Source organism: Candidatus Neoehrlichia procyonis str. RAC413 (assembly GCF_000964795.1).
In the GTDB taxonomy this organism is placed as follows: Bacteria; Pseudomonadota; Alphaproteobacteria; order Rickettsiales; family Anaplasmataceae; genus Neoehrlichia; species Neoehrlichia procyonis.
This window is the reverse complement of record NZ_LANX01000001.1, coordinates 518,650-537,017: the sequence shown is the minus strand read 5'-3', so window position 1 is coordinate 537,017 and position 18,368 is coordinate 518,650. Positions and strand designations below refer to the sequence as shown.

20 protein-coding genes are annotated in these 18,368 nt (G+C 28.6%); 17 read left to right on the top strand and 3 right to left on the bottom strand.

The annotated features are described in order from the left end of the window. Positions 1-16: 16 nt before the first annotated feature. The 13 genes from rpsH (at position 17) to NLO413_RS01840 (ending at position 11,723) form a co-directional block, all read left to right on the top strand. Positions 17-415 (top strand): 30S ribosomal protein S8, encoded by a 399-nt coding sequence (rpsH, locus tag NLO413_RS01900; protein WP_045808854.1) that lies wholly within the window; start codon positions 17-19, stop codon positions 413-415. 12 nt (positions 416-427) lie between these two features. Beyond that, on the top strand, positions 428-967 hold the full coding sequence (gene rplF, locus NLO413_RS01895) for a 50S ribosomal protein L6 (RefSeq protein WP_045808853.1): 540 nt from the start codon (positions 428-430) through the stop codon (positions 965-967). Between the two features lie 17 nt (positions 968-984). Further along, a complete protein-coding gene (gene rplR / locus NLO413_RS01890) occupies positions 985-1,350 on the top strand; it encodes a 50S ribosomal protein L18 (protein WP_045808852.1) in 366 nt (121 codons plus the stop codon). Positions 1,351-1,362: 12 nt separating this feature from the next. Then, positions 1,363-1,887, top strand: coding sequence for a 30S ribosomal protein S5 (rpsE, locus tag NLO413_RS01885; protein ID WP_045808851.1), 525 nt, complete (start codon positions 1,363-1,365; stop codon positions 1,885-1,887). Between the two features lie 22 nt (positions 1,888-1,909). Then, positions 1,910-2,350 (top strand): 50S ribosomal protein L15, encoded by a 441-nt coding sequence (rplO, locus tag NLO413_RS01880; protein WP_045808850.1) that lies wholly within the window; start codon positions 1,910-1,912, stop codon positions 2,348-2,350. A 14-nt stretch (positions 2,351-2,364) separates the two neighbouring features. Then, the gene (gene secY, locus NLO413_RS01875; RefSeq protein WP_045808849.1) at positions 2,365-3,669 is read left to right on the top strand and encodes a preprotein translocase subunit SecY; all 1,305 of its coding nucleotides are present in this window, start codon (positions 2,365-2,367) and stop codon (positions 3,667-3,669) included. After that, positions 3,651-4,310 carry an adenylate kinase family protein gene (locus tag NLO413_RS01870; protein WP_052690370.1) on the top strand — a complete coding sequence of 220 codons (660 nt, stop codon included), beginning with the start codon at positions 3,651-3,653 and terminating at the stop codon, positions 4,308-4,310. Before secY ends, NLO413_RS01870 begins: the two co-directional genes overlap by 19 nt. A 64-nt stretch (positions 4,311-4,374) precedes the next feature. Continuing rightward, positions 4,375-4,746: a 30S ribosomal protein S13 gene (gene rpsM / locus NLO413_RS01865; RefSeq protein ID WP_045808848.1), complete on the top strand. Its 372-nt coding sequence runs from the start codon at positions 4,375-4,377 to the stop codon at positions 4,744-4,746. Between the two features lie 22 nt (positions 4,747-4,768). Continuing rightward, positions 4,769-5,146, top strand: a complete 378-nt coding sequence (gene rpsK / locus NLO413_RS01860) for a 30S ribosomal protein S11 (protein ID WP_045808847.1) — start codon at positions 4,769-4,771, stop codon at positions 5,144-5,146. 27 nt (positions 5,147-5,173) lie between these two features. Continuing rightward, positions 5,174-6,292, top strand: coding sequence for a DNA-directed RNA polymerase subunit alpha (locus NLO413_RS01855; protein ID WP_084229847.1), 1,119 nt, complete (start codon positions 5,174-5,176; stop codon positions 6,290-6,292). 11 nt (positions 6,293-6,303) lie between these two features. Further along, entirely contained in the window at positions 6,304-6,699 is a 396-nt protein-coding gene (rplQ, locus tag NLO413_RS01850) for a 50S ribosomal protein L17 (protein ID WP_045808846.1), read from the top strand. A gap of 28 nt (positions 6,700-6,727) precedes the next feature. Further along, the gene (pheT, locus tag NLO413_RS01845; protein WP_045808845.1) at positions 6,728-9,088 is read left to right on the top strand and encodes a phenylalanine--tRNA ligase subunit beta; all 2,361 of its coding nucleotides are present in this window, start codon (positions 6,728-6,730) and stop codon (positions 9,086-9,088) included. 595 nt (positions 9,089-9,683) lie between these two features. Further along, complete coding sequence (locus NLO413_RS01840) at positions 9,684-11,723, top strand: ComEC/Rec2 family competence protein (protein ID WP_045808844.1); 2,040 nt, start codon at positions 9,684-9,686, stop codon at positions 11,721-11,723. A 313-nt stretch (positions 11,724-12,036) separates the two neighbouring features. Here the strand turns inward: NLO413_RS01840 and NLO413_RS01835 are convergent, their stop codons facing one another. The 3 genes from NLO413_RS01835 to rpmH are packed head-to-tail and all read right to left on the bottom strand — an operon-like array spanning position 12,037 to position 13,886. After that, complete coding sequence (locus tag NLO413_RS01835) at positions 12,037-13,377, bottom strand: alanine:cation symporter family protein (protein WP_045808843.1); 1,341 nt, start codon at positions 13,375-13,377, stop codon at positions 12,037-12,039. 18 nt (positions 13,378-13,395) lie between these two features. After that, the gene (rnpA, locus tag NLO413_RS01830) at positions 13,396-13,761 is read right to left on the bottom strand and encodes a ribonuclease P protein component (protein ID WP_045809352.1); all 366 of its coding nucleotides are present in this window, start codon (positions 13,759-13,761) and stop codon (positions 13,396-13,398) included. Continuing rightward, a complete protein-coding gene (gene rpmH, locus NLO413_RS04795) occupies positions 13,752-13,886 on the bottom strand; it encodes a 50S ribosomal protein L34 (RefSeq protein WP_084229794.1) in 135 nt (44 codons plus the stop codon). Before rpmH ends, rnpA begins: the two co-directional genes overlap by 10 nt. A 644-nt stretch (positions 13,887-14,530) precedes the next feature. On the opposite strand from rpmH, the gene NLO413_RS01825 reads away from it, so the two are divergent. The 4 genes from NLO413_RS01825 (at position 14,531) to pstB (ending at position 18,330) form a co-directional block, all read left to right on the top strand. Beyond that, positions 14,531-15,409: a 4-hydroxybenzoate octaprenyltransferase gene (locus NLO413_RS01825; protein WP_045808842.1), complete on the top strand. Its 879-nt coding sequence runs from the start codon at positions 14,531-14,533 to the stop codon at positions 15,407-15,409. 26 nt (positions 15,410-15,435) lie between these two features. After that, entirely contained in the window at positions 15,436-15,930 is a 495-nt protein-coding gene (locus NLO413_RS01820) for a flavin reductase family protein (protein ID WP_045808841.1), read from the top strand. A gap of 808 nt (positions 15,931-16,738) precedes the next feature. Further along, positions 16,739-17,515: a 4-hydroxy-tetrahydrodipicolinate reductase gene (dapB, locus tag NLO413_RS01815; RefSeq protein ID WP_045808840.1), complete on the top strand. Its 777-nt coding sequence runs from the start codon at positions 16,739-16,741 to the stop codon at positions 17,513-17,515. Positions 17,516-17,571: 56 nt separating this feature from the next. Continuing rightward, positions 17,572-18,330, top strand: a complete 759-nt coding sequence (gene pstB, locus NLO413_RS01810; protein WP_045808839.1) for a phosphate ABC transporter ATP-binding protein PstB — start codon at positions 17,572-17,574, stop codon at positions 18,328-18,330. Positions 18,331-18,368 lie beyond the last annotated feature (38 nt).

The following is an 18,368-nucleotide window of genomic DNA, read 5'->3' as shown; positions in this document are numbered from 1 at the left end:
GAGGAGGTGTAAAAATATGTCATTATCTGATCCTATTGCTAATTTTTTGACAATTGTTCGTAATGGTCAAATGGGTATGAATAAGGTAGTTGTAGTACCTTATTCTTGCGTTATTTTAGCAATACTGAAAATGTTATTAGCAGAGGGATATATAGAAGAATTTACTGAGGAATATAAAACTCCTAAAATAAAGTTTTTTAAAATTAAATTAAAGTATTTTAATTCTATTCCTGTAATTAAAAAAATTGTTAGAATATCAAAGCCAGGTAAAAGAGTATACTTTTCAGCTAAAAAAATGCCTAAATTTTACAATGGGTTGGGTATATATATAGTTTCTACTTCTAAAGGTATTATGCTAGATTATCATACGCGTAAGCTTGGTATAGGTGGTGAAATTTTATGTGGTGTTTTTTAGAGAGTTATTAACATGTCTAGAATTGGTAGTATGCCTATAATAATTCCGCAAAATATTTCTGTAGAATTATTAGAAAATAATGTTACTGTAAGTAGTAGTAAAGGAAGTTCAAGTTTTATTTTAAATTATGGAATTGAGTGTAAGATACAAGATGGTAAGTTGTTTTTAATTAATAATAAAAAACTTGCTAAATCAAAAGCTATGTGGGGTACTTATAGGAGTTGTATAAATAATTTAATTCAGGGCTATAGTCAGGGATTTTGTGCTGAATTGGAAGTAAAAGGTGTTGGTTATAAAGTTGAGAATTACAATGATAAATCTTTATTAGTGTCTGTAGGATATAGTCATGGTATTATATATTCAGTACCTGATGATATTGATGTTAAGTGTGTAAAATCAACACAAATACTTATTAATGGAATTAGCAAGGAGAGGGTAAGTATGCTAGCATCTGAAATATGTTCATTAAGGAAGTATAATGTCTATAAAGGTAAAGGTATTTTTATTAAAGGAAAAGTTATGCGTAGAAAAGAAATTAATAAGAAAAAATAAACACTAAAGGTATAATTATGTTATCTGATGTTAGGAGAATGCAAAAGCGTAAGCAGCGTGTAAGGACAAAATTAAAAAGGAATTTATCAAAGTTGCGCTTATCTGTTTTTAAGTCAAATAGGCATTTTTATGTTCAGTTAATAAATGATAAAGAAAGCAGGACGTTAGCTTCTGCTTCAACGCTAGAATCAAGCGTTTTATCTATAGCTAAAAGAAAAGTAAATGCAGATTCTGTAAAAATTGTTGCAGAATTAATAGCTGAACGCTTAAAAAGTTTAGGTTCTTGTTATCAGGAATTTGTTTTTGATAAAGGACCTTATAAATATATAGGTATAGTGTCTGTGTTTGCGGATGAGTTAAGAAATTTAGGTTTTAAATTTTAGGTATTATATATTATGGATATTGCTAAGAAATCTCGTAATGCGCATAGTTCTCATGATTTTTCTGAATTATTAGTATCGGTTAGGAGAGTTGCAAAGGTTGTAAAAGGTGGTCGTAGGTTTTCTTTTTCAGTGTTAGTAGTTGTTGGTGATGAAAATGGCAGGGTTGGTTGCGGGATGGGCAAGCATGCTGAAGTTGCTGAAGCAAAAACAAAAGCAGTTAATGCTGCAAGAAAAAATATGATAAGGGTCCATTTGCGGGAATCAAGAACTTTGCATCATGACGTAAAAGCTAAATTTTGTGCTAGTAAAGTTGTGTTAAGGTCTGCAAAGGTAGGAACAGGGATTATAGCTGGAGGGTCTGTTAGGTTAATTTTTGAAGTTTTAGGTGTGCAAGATGTTGTAGCTAAATCTATAGGTTCTTCAAATCCTCATAATGTAGTTTATGCAGTTTTTACTGCATTTAAAAATATGCTATCTCCAAAGCAAGTAGCAAGTAAAAGAAATAGGAAAGTAGTTGAAGTTATTGAAAATAGATAAAATAAAAAGTTGGTAGTTGATTATGAAATTAAATAACATGTTTGCAGGTTTACCTCGAAAGAAGAAAGCAAAGGTTTTAGGTAGAGGTATAGGTTGTGGAAAAGGTAAGACTTCAGGTAGAGGACATAAGGGTCAAAAAGCAAGGTCTGGGGTTTCGATTAATGGATTTGAAGGTGGTCAACAATCTATATTTACAAGGTTACCTAAAAGAGGATTTAGGTCATTGTCTAAATTAAAGTATAAAATCATAAATTTATTTACTGTGCAAGAATTGATAGATAAGGAAAAGATTAGTGATACTTCAAATATTACGAAGGAAGTATTATATAATTTAGGAGTTATATCTTCAGTAAAGGATAAGATAAAGGTGCTTGGTAAAGGCGAATTAAAAAATCAAGTAATAATGAGTTACGATTATATATCAAAATCAGCTGCAAAGTATGTTTTGCTTCTTAATATATAGGTAAAGATAATTTTATGCTGGATGCAAATTCATGGAATAAGGATGGACTACTGAGTAAACTATGGTTTACTTTAATGGCTTTAATTGTGTATAGGTTAGGGACTTACATTCCAATTCCTGGTATTAATCCTGGTGTTATTGAAGGTATTGTACATGAGCATTCTGTAGGAGTTTTAGGTATATTTAATTTATTTTCTGGTGGTGCTCTAGGAAGGATGACAATTTTTGCATTGAATGTTATGCCATATATAATATCCTCAATTATTATGCAGTTGTTTTCTGTTACGATTCCTAAATTAAATGAAATGCGCCAGGATGGCGAGTTAGGAAGAACAAAAATAAGTTCTTATACAAGATATTTAATGATTGTTTTTTGTTTAATTCAAGGATTAGTAATTTTGCTTGGGTTAGAAAAAATGAATACAGATACGATAACTGTTGTAATTAATCCTGGTATTATGTTTCGCGTAGTAGGTGTTAGTAGCTTATTAGGTGGAACTATGTTTTTGTTATGGATAGGCGAGAAGATCAATTCAAAAGGGATCGGTAATGGAATATCATTAATAATTTTTGTTGGCATAGTATCGGAATTGCCAGGTTCTTTTTCTTCAATGTTTGTATTAGGTAAGAATGGTAATATTCCAATTTTCATGATTTTACTAATGTTAGTAACGTTTTTTCTTTTATTTGTTTTGGTTATATTTATTGAAAGATCTTATAGGAAAGTTCTTGTACAATATCCAAAAAGGCAGATAAAAAATCGCTTACATAAGGGTAATTCTACTTATATTCCTTTAAAAATTAACATATCTGGTGTTATACCTCCAATTTTTGCTAATGCATTGTTGTTATCTCCAATTACTATTGCTAATTTTCATAAAGGCTCTGCATGGTCTGATTTTATTTTGATGCATTTTTCATCCGGAAAGTTGTTATACGTGATTTGTTATGCTGTATTAATAATTTTTTTTGCGTTTTTTTATACATCGTTTGTCTTTGATTCAAAAGAGACTTCAGATATGCTTAAAAAAAATGGTGGATTTATTCCAGGGAAAAGGCCGGGTAAAAATACTTGTGACTATTTTGAGTATTTAGTTAAGAGACTTACGGTTATGGGTTCTATATATTTGTCAGTGATTTGTATTTTACCTGAAGTATTTAGGTATTATCATGCAATATCTTTTACTTTAGGTGGAACAAGCTTTTTAATAATAGTAAATGTAATTATTGATACATTTTCACAGGTGCAAACGCATATTTATTCTGGTAGGTATAGTGCATTAATTAAAAAATCTGATTTATGGAAAAAAATCAAATGAATGTACTTATGTTTGGTCCTCCTGGTTCTGGTAAAGGAACACAATCTCGTATTTTAAGTAATTATTTGAAGAATACTTCTATAGTATCTATGGGTGATTTATTACGAATTGAAGTTGATGGTAATACAAAGATTGGAAAAGAAATTCAAAGTACTATAAAAAATGGTAAGTTAGTAGATGATAATTTAGTTTGTGAAGTTTTACTAAGTCATTTAAGTAAAGTAAAGGGTGATTTTTTGTTGGATGGTTTTCCAAGAAATTTACAACAAGCTTATTTTTTAACAGACTTTTTAAAAATGTTTTCTTATGATATTGACGTAGTAATTCAATTGGAATTATGTGTTGATGTAGCAGAAAAGAGGTTATTAGGACGTGTTCTATGTAAAAAATGTGGTCAAGTTTTGAATTTAAATTTTTTAACAAGAGAAAACGGTAAGAAATCTTGTAATAATTGTGGTAGTGTTGAGCTAATTCGTAGAGCTGATGATGATGTTGAAATCATTAGAAGTAGGATAGAGAAGTATAATTCTGAAATTTACGGGCTTATGGAATATTACAAAGGTAAAGTTATAAGAATTGATGCAAATAGGTTAATACATGAAGTTTCTCAAGATATAAAAGATAAAATACATTATTTATAACTAGTTGACGGTAATGTTTATGTTTGTTATACTACAAAGCATTTATTGTAAAATGGAGATTTAAGTGGCGCGTATAGCTGGGATTAATATTCCAATAAATAAACGTATAATAATTGCATTAACATATATATATGGTATAGGTTATTCGTTGGCGGATAAAATTTGTAGTAGCTGCGGTATTGATAAAAATGCTAAAGTTATGGATTTATGTGATGATGATATAATTAAAGTTAGAAATTTTATTAGGGCAAATTATGTTGTGGAAGGTGACTTACGAAAAGAAGTAAGTATGAATATAAAATTCCTAATAGATATAGGATGTTATAGGGGTCTTAGACATAGAAAGGGGTTGCCTGTACGTGGTCAAAGGACGCATACTAATGCAAAAACTCGTAAGGGTAGGTCTCGTCTACCAGTTGCAGCTAATAAGAAGTAGGTTGAAGTAAATAAGGTATATTATGGTTTCTGTTAAGAAAAAGAAAAGGAGTGTTGTAGTTGGGAAAGTACATATTTATGCAACATACAATAATCTTATTGTAACAATTACTGATCAGCAAGGTCATGCTTTAGTAACTGTTTCTGCAGGAGCTTGTAACTTTAAAGGGTCTAAAAAATCAACTCCTTATGCAGCTCAAGAGACGGTGATGCATGCTGTTCGTACGGTTGTTGAGCAAAATGGTATGAAAACAGTTTCAATTCAAGTATCTGGTCCTGGTGCTGGTAGGGAAGCAGCAATTAGGGCTGTACAGGCATGCAATTTGAGTGTTACATCAATTAAGGATACTACAAAATTACCGCATAATGGATGTAAGCTTCCGAAAAGACGTAGGGTATAGTTAATTTTTAATGAGGGGTCTATAGTGATTTCAGGTGATTATGATTCTACTAAGGAGTTAGGGTCTGGTAAAGTTAATAATTTATATTCTCATACTGGTGGTTGTGTATCTATTTCAGATCATTGGGATAAGCTAACTAAGCCTTCGTCAATTAAAGTAGTAAGTGATGATAAATGTGTTAATAAAGCTGAGTTAGTAATTGAGCCTTTAGAAGATGGTTTTGCATTAACTTTAGGTAATGCATTAAGGCGTGTTATGATGTCTTCTTTACGTGGGTTTGCAGTGTATGGAGTTGAGATAAATAATGTACCTCATGAATTTACTTCTATATCTGGTGTCAGAGAAGATGTAACTGATATAATTTTAAATATTAGTATGTTAAGAGTAAAGTTACTTGCTTCAGATCATAAGGTTTTGCATTTAAATGTTAAAGGTCCATGTGAAGTAAGAGCCAGCATGATATCTGGTGCAGCAGACTGCGAAATACTCAATAAGGATTTGTTAATTTGTACTTTAGATCAAGATATTGATTTTTGTATGAAAATTTACGTTAATAGTGGAAAAGGGTATGTTCATGCTATGAAACGTAAATCAATAAATAAAACGGATATTAGTGGGGTTGGTGTCAATTTTATAGCAACGCATGCTTTGTATAGTCCTGTTAAAAAGGCTTCTTTTAAAGTTGAAAATAGCCGTATTGGGCAGTTTACGGATTATGATAGGTTGATTATGTATGTGGAAACTGATGGATCAATTCTGCCAGATGAAGCAGTTGCACTATCTGCTAAAATATTACAAGATCAGTTTCAATCTTTCATTAATTTTGATGATATTGAAGATTCAAAGAAGAAGGTTGATGTTGAAGATAATAAGCTTCCTTATGATCGTAATTTGTTGCGTAAGGTTGACGAACTTGAGCTTTCGGTAAGGTCTTATAATTGTCTAAAAAATGATAATATTACTTACATAGGTGATTTAGTGCAAAAGACTGAATCTGATATGCTTAGAACTCCGAATTTTGGTAAAAAGTCTTTAAATGAAATTAACGAAGTTTTAGCAATAATGAATTTGCATTTAGGTATGAAAATTCCTAATTGGCCTCCAGAGTCGATAGAAAGTCTTAGTAAACAATATAGTGAAGATTAGGTTAAAAAGTTATGAAGCATCGTGTAAAGCATAGGAAATTTTGTAGAACAAGCTCTCATAGGGCATCTATGTTGAGAAATTTATCAATATCTTTGTTAAAATGTGAAAGGATTGTTACTACTCTTCCAAAAGCTAAAGATTTGCGTCCTTATGTAGAAAAGTTAATTTCTATAGCTAAAAATTATAAATATAAGGATAATGTTTATGGACGTAGGCTTTTGGTATCTAAACTTCATAACTTAGAGATAGTGAATAAGCTCATGGATATTTTAGCTGGGCGTTATAAAAGTCGTAATGGTGGCTATGTTAGAATTATTAAGTATGGATTCCGTAAGGGTGATTGTGCACCTATTGCTGTGATAGAACTTATAGATATGGATGAAAAGTCTATAGTAACTACAAATTAGATTAATACTGAATTTATTATATATATACATGAAGTTTGCATTATCATGGCTTTTAAAGTATCTTGATCTTTTTGATATAGGCTTGTCTGTAGATGCAATAGTAGATAAGTTGAATAGCATAGGTCTAGAGGCAGGTGTTATTAGCAACGTAAGCTTGCAATGCTTTACTGTAGTTGAGGTACTAGAGGTTAATCAGCATCCTAATGCACTTAAGTTAAAAATATGTAAGGTAAGTGATAAAAAAAAAATTATACAAGTAGTTTGTGGTGCTTCTAATGTAAAAGCAGGGATGAGAACAGTTCTAGCGCCTATAGGTAGTATTATTCCTAAAGATCAATATGTTGTTAATCGTATTACACTACGAGGAATAGATAGCTATGGCATGTTATGCTCAAAAAAAGAGCTGAACTTATTTAGTGAGGAAGAGAATAGTACAGAAATAATAGATTTACCTGATGATTACAAGATTGGGGATAAATTCTTTTTATGTGAGCCTGTTATAGAAGTAAGCGTTACTCCAAATCGTGGAGATTGTTTAGGAATATATGGAATATCTAGAGAATTATCAGCGGTTCAACTAGGAAGATTAAAACCCCTTAATAGTACTAAAATAGAGTTTTTAAATAAATCTTATATTACAGTAAATATGCAAGTTAAAGGTATATTTATGGGGAGATGTATTAGCGGTATTAAAAATTGTGAAAGTCCGAAATGGTTAAAAGATTATTTAATATCTTCTGGTATTAATCCCATTTCATGTGCTGTTGATATAACAAATTATGTGATGTTGACTTTTAATAGACCTTTACATGTATATAATGCGGATAAAATATACGGTAATAGCATTGTTATAAGAAAAGCAGAAAAAAGTATTAGTAATTTTTATGCTCTTAATGGTAAGTATTACGATTTAAGTGAAGATAATATAATAGTTACTGATGGTAATAATAATGTCCATGGAATTGCAGGGATTATAGGTTCTGAATTGAGTAAATGTACTATGGCGACAGAAAATATCTTTTTAGAATCAGCATGGTTTAATGCAGTTGAGATTGCGCTTTCTTCAAAAAAGATAAAATTATCAACAGATGCAAGTTATAGATTTGAAAGATTTACAGATCCTAATCTAGTAAAATTTGGCTTGGATTATGCAACACAGATGATAGTAGAACATTGTGGTGGTATAGTGTCAGATGTTGTAATAGATCAAAATTATCAACATGAAGATGTAAGTTTTACTTTTAATCCGCAATCTGTTAAACAGGTAGGAAATATTGATATTGAAGAAAGTAAAATTTTTGAAATACTGATAAAGCTTGGTTTTAGTATAGATCATAGTAATAATAATTGGATAGTTACTTCTCCTTCTTGGAGGTCAGACATTAATTATTCTTCTGATCTTATAGAAGAAGTATTAAGAATATATGGGTATGATAAGATAAAAGAACAACCTATTAAAATTTCTAATGTAAATTTTTGCAGTAATGATCATGATAAGTTACGTGTAGCCATGGCCGTAGAAGGGCTATCAGAGGTGTTAACGTTATCATTCATTAGCAAGTCTATTGCAAAAAGGTTTGGTTATGAAGAATTAGATATGTTAATTGATAATCCAATTAATAGTAACTTTAATTTGATGAGGCCTTTTATTTTGTCGAATTTATTGCAGGTAGCAGCAGATAACCAATCTTATGGATGTGATAGCTTATCTATATTTGAAATAGGTAAAATTTATACCGCAGATGGTGAGTATTATATAATAGGGGGATTAAGATACGGAAATAACTTACCACGTAATTTATATGGCGCAGTTAGATATTTTGATTTTTTTGATATAAAGTCTGATGTTTTATGTATTTTTTCACAGATAGGTATTCAACTTGGTGATCTAGTGTTTGAAAGTTGTAATAAACTATATCTTCATCCTGTTAAATCTGCTAGCGTATATTTTCAAGGCATATTTTGTGGGTATTTTGGTGAAGTTCATCCTGAATTTGTTGATTTATTTAAAATAAAATATCCTGTGATTTGCTTTGAAATTTTTTTAGATAAAATACCAAAAGTAAAGAAATCGGTCAGTAAATTTAAAGATAGTAGATATCAAGCTGTGAAACGAGATTTTGCTTTTTTGATAAAAAAGGGATTAAAAGTGCAAGAGCTAATAGATGTCGTAAAAGACAGCAATAAGCAGTTAATTAGTGATGTGACAGTGTTTGATATTTATGAAGGAAAAAAAATACCAGAGGATATGATCTCAATAGCTTTATCAGTTACATTAATACCGCTATACTGTACGTTAACAGAACAAGAAATTAAAGATGTATCGAATAATATTATAAATGATGTAAAAAGTAAGTTAAATGGAATTCTAAGATTATATTATGAATAAATTATAGCGTATTGTGCTTAATATAAAAAAAGTGATATAAGGAAGTCTTATTACGTTGAATAAATGTAAATATTAGTATTATCATTTATTAGTTTTGTATAATAAAAAAGATTTTTTGTGATAAGTATACTTCTTAAATATAGAGTAGAGTAAGCTGTAAGTTTATGTATCAAGCGTGGTATTAAGCATGGCTTTTGTGAAAAAAAGAAATTGTATGAATGTTGCCTTATTACTTGTAATGTCCTTATCAACTAATTGTAAAATATACAAAGCACAAAAAAAAGGAGGCTTTGTAACAGATCTATACATCAATTGATTATGTGTGTTAATTAGGATGTATAATTAAATGATAAATATCTACTGTAATAACTGATTTGAAGAGAGATTTATTATATTGGGGGCAAAATAAAAATGCTATTTTTGCTTGGGAGTCTTTATATTATGTTGTAATAAAGTATGGTTACTTATAGCTAACATTGTATAGCATGATTTATACTAGTATATTTACATTGTGATTTATGTACAGTGTGTTTTGTAGTTGATTATTTAATAATATATTAATATATTAATATATTATTAAATATTAAAATTACAAATGATACCGCAATACAACATAAAGTCCATATTCGATCGTACAGTAAAAAGCATTACTGTTGCAAAAGACAATTGTGTAGTTTTTATACCTTTATTTCAATGTATAGGAATATTATTGTATTTTTGTTTAAATAATGAGCCAAATAAGTACTTCATTTCTATTTTAGTAGCCATAGAAGCACTGCTGATTATTTTTATATTATTAAAACATTACTTATTTATATTAGGGTTTATGGTGTTGTTTGGATTTACTGGAGCATATTTTCGCGTTGTTTATGTTGCTAATAGTATTTTTAAGCAAAAGGTATATGTAAAAAATGTTATTGGTAAAATTCGAGAAATTGATTATCAGCCATTATATATACGTTTACTACTTTGTAGCATAGAGAACATTCATTATAAAGTTGGTTGTATTAGGCTAGTGGTACGTACTAAGATGGATGAAGTTATAGGAATTGGAGATAAGGTTTATTTTTCTGGGGTGCTTTATCCGCCTTTTATGTCAACATCAAAATATGGGTATGATTTTTCTAAGGTAGCTTATTTTAATAATATCAGTGCAATAGGTTTTACAACTTCAAAGGTAAAAATTTATTTACAACAAAAAAAGTTAAATTTTTTTGATTATATTGAAAAACTAAGAATGAATATCTATTATCGGTTGTCAAAAAAGTTGAAAAAAGATCATTGTGAGATAATGGCTGCTTTATTAATTGGTAAGAAATTAGGAATTAGAAATGAAATAATGGTTGATATTAGAAATGCAGGATTGGCACACTTGTTTGCTATATCTGGATTACATTTATCTTTTATTGCTGGGTTATTATTTAGGATTGTAAGGAATGTATTAGCATTTTCAGAAGTTATTACGTTGAAGCTTAATATAAAAAAAATAGCATCAGTTGCTGGGATCATATCAAGTTTTTTATATTTGATAATTGCTGGAGCACCTGTTTCTGCTCAAAGAGCTTTTATGATGGTAAGCTTGATTTTTTTTGGAATTATTATAGATAGAAGGCATAACAGTTTGTGTTCTATTGCATTTGCTGCATTTTTTATACTGTTGTTGAGACCAGAGTCTGTATTATTTCCAAGTTTTCAAATGTCATTTATTGCTGTTATTTCGTTGATAGTCAGTTGTGATATTTTTGATAGAATTGTTGTGTCTAACAATATTATTAATTATTTTTTATCGATACTTTTAAGTTCTATCATTGTAAATATAGCAAGTGCTCCATATGTGATTTATCATTTCCATTATTTTTCTATAGGAGGATTACTAGCTAATGTTGTGGCGATACCAATAACAACCTTTATTATTATACCGTTTGGAATTTTATATTTATTTATGAGCGGATTATCTTTTAAGTTTTGTATTCCTTACATTATAGAGAAATCAATAGATATAGTATTATTTATAGCAAATTATATATCTCACATTAAAGGGCTTGTGGTAAATTTTTACAGTTTTCCATCAAGTTCAATTCTTGTTGTAACTTGTGGTATTATGTTTTTATGTTTATGGAAAAATAAGATTAGGTTTTATGGAATATTGTTCATTATATTAGGTACTGTTATTGGTATATGTTACAATACTCCTGATATTCTTTTTATGAATAATAACATTGTTGTTAAAGAAGGTGATGGGCAATTATATTCTATTTTTAGGAATCATAATGTAAGGAGCTTTGTAAGTTTGGCATGGTCAAAGCAAAATGGTCAAGTTCAAGTGTATAAGAAAAATTATATAGGAAAAAATAAAAGGTTATTTTGTAAGCATAATCAAGGTTGCATTTATAGAAAGTTTAAAAAGCTAATTTTAATTGCTTATGATGTAAGTTATGTTTTAAATTACTGTAACAATGTAGATTATATAATACAAATTGCTGATTTTGTGTATCCTCATCAGTGCAGTACTAAATATATTAGCTATAAGGAGTTACAGAAATATGGAGCGCATTATATGTGGATTAATAAATTTCATATAGAAGTTAAAAATTCATATACTAATAGACCATGGCATAGTACTATACTTTCGTAAAGAGTTATTACCGTTTATAGGAAAGAGATATATTAAGTAAATTTATAACATAATGTACAGTGCAAAAGAAAGTAGTATTACAATACAATGTTTTATCAGTATTTATAGTAGTCAAAACAATTAATAAATATTAACGAGAGTATATGTTGAGTTAGAATAACATAGTTATAATGTGTTCAATAATACTGATAAGGTAAATGTACGGAAAATATTTATATATTATAGAAGTTTTTATATGGTATGTAATCACATTTTTAAAGTAAATATAGGGTTATAGGCACTTAATAAATTTATTGACTATTACCGTATTGTGTTAAGCTTTATCGGAAAATCGGCGTAGGTAATTTATACTTGTGAATATATCTTTGTACTTGTAAATTAGTATTAATATGCCGATAGTGTTCATGATAATTATTAATGATATTGCTAAGTCTGCAATATCCCATAAAAATTGTATTTTGCATATTGATCCAATTGGAATAATTGCTATGAAGAAAATTGTCCATAATTTTATAGACTGATTGTTTTTAAAAGTGTATAAAATTGTATTCTTTGCACAGAAAAACCATGTAAACATAGTTGTAGCAGAAAAGCAAAACATAATAGCAGTTAATATATAGTTTATATAATGTGAATGTAGGGCTGTTTTAAATGCTTCTATACACATATTGGTACTTTCAAGATCAGTATTGTGCCATACGTTTGTTACTAGTAATAGCATTGTTGTTATAAAAGTTACTATTACTACAACAAATGGAGAAATTAATGCTAATAAGCTTTGTTCTACATTAAAAATTTTATCTTGATTATTGTTATCAACAGATGAGTGAACTGTTCCTTCAAGACCTAGTCCTATATCAGTTGCGAAAATACTACGAAATGTTCCTACTTGAATAATGTGAAATGTTTCTGCAATAAAAGCTGATATAGTTCCAAATTTAAGGCTATTAAAACTAAGAAAATTTTCAAAAATTAATTTAATAGAAGGAATGATATTATAGCTAAATTTATATAATACTATAGCGGATAGTAATAAATAAGATAGTGTCATTATTGGTACAACACTTGAAATAATGTTTGTGATATTTTTTAATTGTAGTGTTAAAAGTGTTAAAAATACCCCTGCCATTAAGAAACCAATACTTATAGGAGGTTTTTTAATAAGATGCATAGGTATTGATAAGGAATTAACTTGTACTAAATTGCCCACAGTAATTGAGCATATTATCATAATAATGGCAAAAACTATAGGAGTTTTTTGTGATTTAAAAGCATGCTGTAGATATACAGATGGACCTCCGAAATTTTTGCCTTTCTGTTGCACTTTTGTTGATATGCTTAGATAGCAAGTTACATATTTTATGATTGATGTAATAACAATTACTATTATCATCCATAGAATAAATCCTGGTCCACCTGATTTTATTGCAATTGCTGTTCCAGATATGTTACCTACACCTAAGTTACCTCCTATTACCGTACACAAAGCTGCAATGGAAGTAAATTTTGTGCTATTATTAGTTTTAAATATTAATGAAATAGCTAATGGTAACTTAAATATTTGTATCCATTTTAATTTTATAGATAAGTACAATCCTAATAATATTAGTAATGTTGTTGATGGTATAAATAATATTAAGCTTAGTGACTGCAAAACTAACTCCCGCTTTTATTATTGATTATATAAATTTAATTTCTTTAAGCAAAAAATTAACCCTGTATGTAGTTTTTTAAAATCAACCTGTGACACGTAGCTACCTCCTATTAAGATATAGTAAAAATTTTTATTCCCATGCTTTACCAAAATATCTTGTGCTAAAGCACGAAACCTTCTTTTTATCTTGTTACGAACAACAGCATTTCCTACTTTTTTACTAACTGTGAAGCCAACTCGTATAATATTACTATTGCATGATAAACTGTAAAACTCTTGTGCAGCTTGTAAAAATAAACCAAACTTACCTGCAGAAATGCCTTGACTACGTGCAAATAAAAATTCTTTTCTTTTTTTTAATGTTACTAAACCTTTTAAGCGCATAAAATGCGCCTTCCTTGCATACGACGACGACTTAAAATTTTCCTTCCCCATTTTGTTGACATTCTAGAACGAAAACCATGCCTACGTTTACGAACAATCCTACTTGGCTGAAAGGTTCTTTTCATTGTAACTTACCTACAAAACTGTGTATTTACTAGAGTAAATTATCATTTTATAAAATAATTTGTCAAGTATCATATAAACAGAAATTGCTATATAATTTTAGAAGTTAATAGCAATGTGATGCCGATTTATGTTGATATATTTTAGTGAAGTATTTAACAATGTCGTAACTTTATTAAAGAAATAATGCTCTAAAATGTTTTATTGATTTGCAATTATTATGTATTTTAACAACTGAAATAATATAGCAACAGTTTTGTGCAATAATTTATTTGATGTATATTTATTACATAGATAACATATTTATGTTAGCTTATGAGGTTATGCAAGATTATGGATTTTAATACATTCATTAATTAAAAGTATGTATTGTTATAAGGTGATATAGTATTTTAATTAAATTAGGTAATTATAATATTTTTATATTCAATAATGTTTATTATTAAATAATTTTATTATAGCTGTATATAATATTACCTAATTTAGGCGTGTAGCATTTACTTTAAAATTTTTTATATACTTTTTGTACATGCTATTATATAGCACTACTTAATTATTAATAATATTCATATCTTGTATAATGAGGTGTTATATTCATGGAAAGAAAAACTGTAAGTTAGCTTATATTAGTGTGAAAAGGGTTAAGATGATAAATAAGTTAAAAACAATAGATTATCGTACATATTATTCACTTTTAAGATTAGATAGTGCAAAAATTGTTTTGCTTGCACTGTTTCCTGCATGTTCTAGTGTTGTGTTGGTATCTAATGGGCTTATTAGTGGTATTTATTATTGTATTTTAAATGCAATAGGTGCATTTATTATGAGGCCGGCAGGCTGTATAATTAATGATATTTTTGATAAAAATATAGATTCACGTGTTGAAAGAACAAAAAATAGACCATTAGCAAATAATACGCTTACTGTTGTACAAGCAATCAAGGTTCTGCTTATATTATTAATGATTGCATGTATGATTTTATCATTAACAAATATACTGACTTTTTATATTAGCATTTTTTTTGCTATAATTATTGTGTTGTATCCTTTAGGGAAAAGATATTTTTGGTATCCCCAGGTAATACTTGGGATTGTATTTAATAGTGGAGTATTGATAGGTTGTACTATGGTAGTCAATAGATTTAGCTTTAAATCTATATTACTATATATAGGATGTATATTTTGGACAATAGGGTATGATACAATTTATTCACATCAAGATAAAAGAGATGATGCCGAAATTGGCTTAAGATCTACAGCATTAAAGTTTGGAGAAAATACTAGGTTTTTTATAGGAAAGCTTTATACAATGACTGTGACTATGTGGATATGTATGGGTATTATATCGTCATTGAATTATATATTTTATTTAGCAATATCTGTCATTATGGGTATTTTTTATTACCAGTATAAAAAATCAGATTTTGATGATCCGGAAAAATGTATGCGTATGTTTAAAGTTAATATATATGTTGGAGCATTATTATTTTTTGGTATTTGTTTTGGTAAGTTAAAATTATTATAATATGTGATTTATGATTTGTAAGGTCAATGCAGTTTGATAGTATTTCTAGAGCTAACTTTAAGTTGTGTGTCGGTGAGTTTGTTACAGGTGTAACTGTAGTAACTACAGTTGATAGTAATGGTTATATACATGGAATTACAGTAAATTCTTTTAATTCTGTATCTTTAAATCCACCGATGATATTATTTTCGATTGAAAAAACTGCTTCAAGATTTAAAATATTTAGTGAATGCCAAGAGTTTATTGTAAATGTATTAAGTGAAAAACAAAAAACGTTATCGCAAGTATTTGCAAAAAAAGATTTACAAAATTGGGATTATTATAAACATATTATAGTTAATAATATTCCTGTAATTAGTGGTATTATATCGTACATATATTGCTCAACTCAGTATGTTTATGAAGGGGGAGATCATAAAATTATAGTTGGTAGAGTTATTAATTGTGAAAAATTAACGAATGATAAACCTTTATTATATTATCAGGGTAAATATAGGTTAATAGGAGACCAACATATTTAGATTGTGATTATTTTTTAATACTATATACGGTTTATTTTTAATAATACAATCATAACGTATTGAGCATATTATGACTTATGGCTTGTATTACTTGTCTACGTTGTTTTTATATGGTGTATAACTAAATATTTGATAGGTTAACATAGTTTGTTTAATGTGTATTAAATAAAATTGGCATCTAGTTTTGATAGTTATTGAAAAACACAGCTGATATCAATTGTAATAGTGGGGTAAATAATATCATATTTTATGTATAGTATTCATTATATTTTATAAAGAACTTTACAACATTGCAGTGTGTTCAGTAAGTTGTATAATATTTGTGTTGTATTATTTGTAATTGTAGCTGTAACTTACTTATTTAATTGTATCTGAACTTTACTAGTTTAGGTAGTGTGAAATCTATTTATTGAATAGTAAAGTGTAAATTATGTATTGTATATAATATATTATTGATAATATAGCGCTTTAACAATATTAATTTATTAGTAAACAATATTGTTTTGTGGATACATACTTTTAGAAAGTAATTTATGATTTAACAGTACTGTTCAGTATATTTGAGTGGGAATTAAAGAATAATATTATTGTGTTTATGGAAAAAAATATTTTTATGTAAAGAGTTATATTGTTTTTTATAATATTTTGTGTGTATTCTGAGAGATAATAGTGTAAGTGTTTGTTGATTGATATAGTGAAAGTGATAAGTGTAATATGTATTTATTTCCATTAAATATATGGGAGATATCATAAATTATTTGCTAAGTTAAGCTTTACTGCAGGCTTTAAAATAAAATAGGAGGTCATAATGGCTATTAGGGTAGGAGTTGTTGGGTGCTTAGGTAAAATGGGTAAAGCTATTGTTTATGAATTAGCAAAAAATGATAATGTTGAAATTAGTGGAGGAGTTGTACGGACAGAAAATCCATATGTTGGTGCTGATATGGGAGAAGTTATAGGATGTGGTTATGGTATTACTATTACAGATTCTATAGAAGATATCTTTGATGTTTCTGATGTTGTGATTGAGTTTACTAATCGAGATACTATGATTAGATGTATAGAAGTAGCAGTGAGGAAAAAAAAACCTATGGTTAGTGGTACTACTGGCGTAGATAATGTGAATTTTATTGATTATGTAAGCAATATACCATTTTTATGGTCGAGTAATATGAGTGTAGGGGCAAATTTATTGATAAAGTTAATAGAACAAGCAGCATGTGCTCTTAAAGATTATGATGTAGAAATATGGGAGCTTCATCATAAAGATAAAAAAGATTCTCCATCAGGGACTGCTATTGCTATGGGGAAAGCTGCTGCTAAGGGATTAAAAATTGACTTTAAGATGAAGCAATATATACATGGTGACAAAGAAGGTAGGATAGATAATAGTATAGGGTTTGCAGTATCTAGAGGCGGAAGTGCTACAGGCGATCATAGCATGATGTTTATTGGAGATGGTGAGATTATAGAGTTAAAACATAGATCAATGAGCAGAAATATTTTTAGTCAAGGAGCAGTAAAAGCAGCCTTGTGGGTAGTAAATCAGCCAGTGGGTATATATTCAATGTTAGATGTATTGTGAGTTTGAATATCGTAAAGTGATATAATACTGTGAATTAAAATTGGGCAAGTTATAAAATGTGTAAAATTCATGCTTCAGCAAAAAATTTGAATTTATGGTACGATAATAAACAAATTTTGTTTGACGTAAACTTAGACGTATATAAAAAAGAAGTTACAGCTTTAATAGGACCTTCTGGATGTGGTAAATCAACTTTTCTAAGATGTTTTAATCGTATGAATGATTTTATTCAAGGATGTAAAATTGGTGGATCTATAAGTGTAGATGGTATGGATGTATATTCCTGTGATACTAATGTTGTCCTACTTAGAGCTAAGGTCGGTATGGTATTTCAAAAACCAAACCCTTTTCCAAAGTCTATATATGATAATATTGCATATGGACCAAAGCTTCATAGATTAGTAAAAAATAAAAAAAAATTAGATGAGGTTGTGGAAAAAAGCTTAAGGAGTGTAGGACTATGGGAAGAACTATACGATAGGTTAAAAGATAATGCTTGTAAATTATCAGGTGGACAACAACAACGTCTATGTATTGCACGTGCTATTGCTGTAAAGCCTACAATGTTATTAATGGATGAACCATGCTCTGCTCTTGATCCTGTTACTACAGGTGTTATAGAAAGTTTAATAAAAGAACTAAAGAAAAGTTTTACAATTATTATTGTTACACATTCAATGAAACAAGCACGTAAAATTTCTGATAAAGTAGTATTTTTTTATAATGGTAAAATTATTGAACATAATGATACGGAAGAAATGTTTAACAATCCTAAATCTTTGGAGGCAAAAAAGTATATTCTTGATAATCTTTAATAAATTTTTAGGAATTTTGGTTATAAAAAAGCATTTTA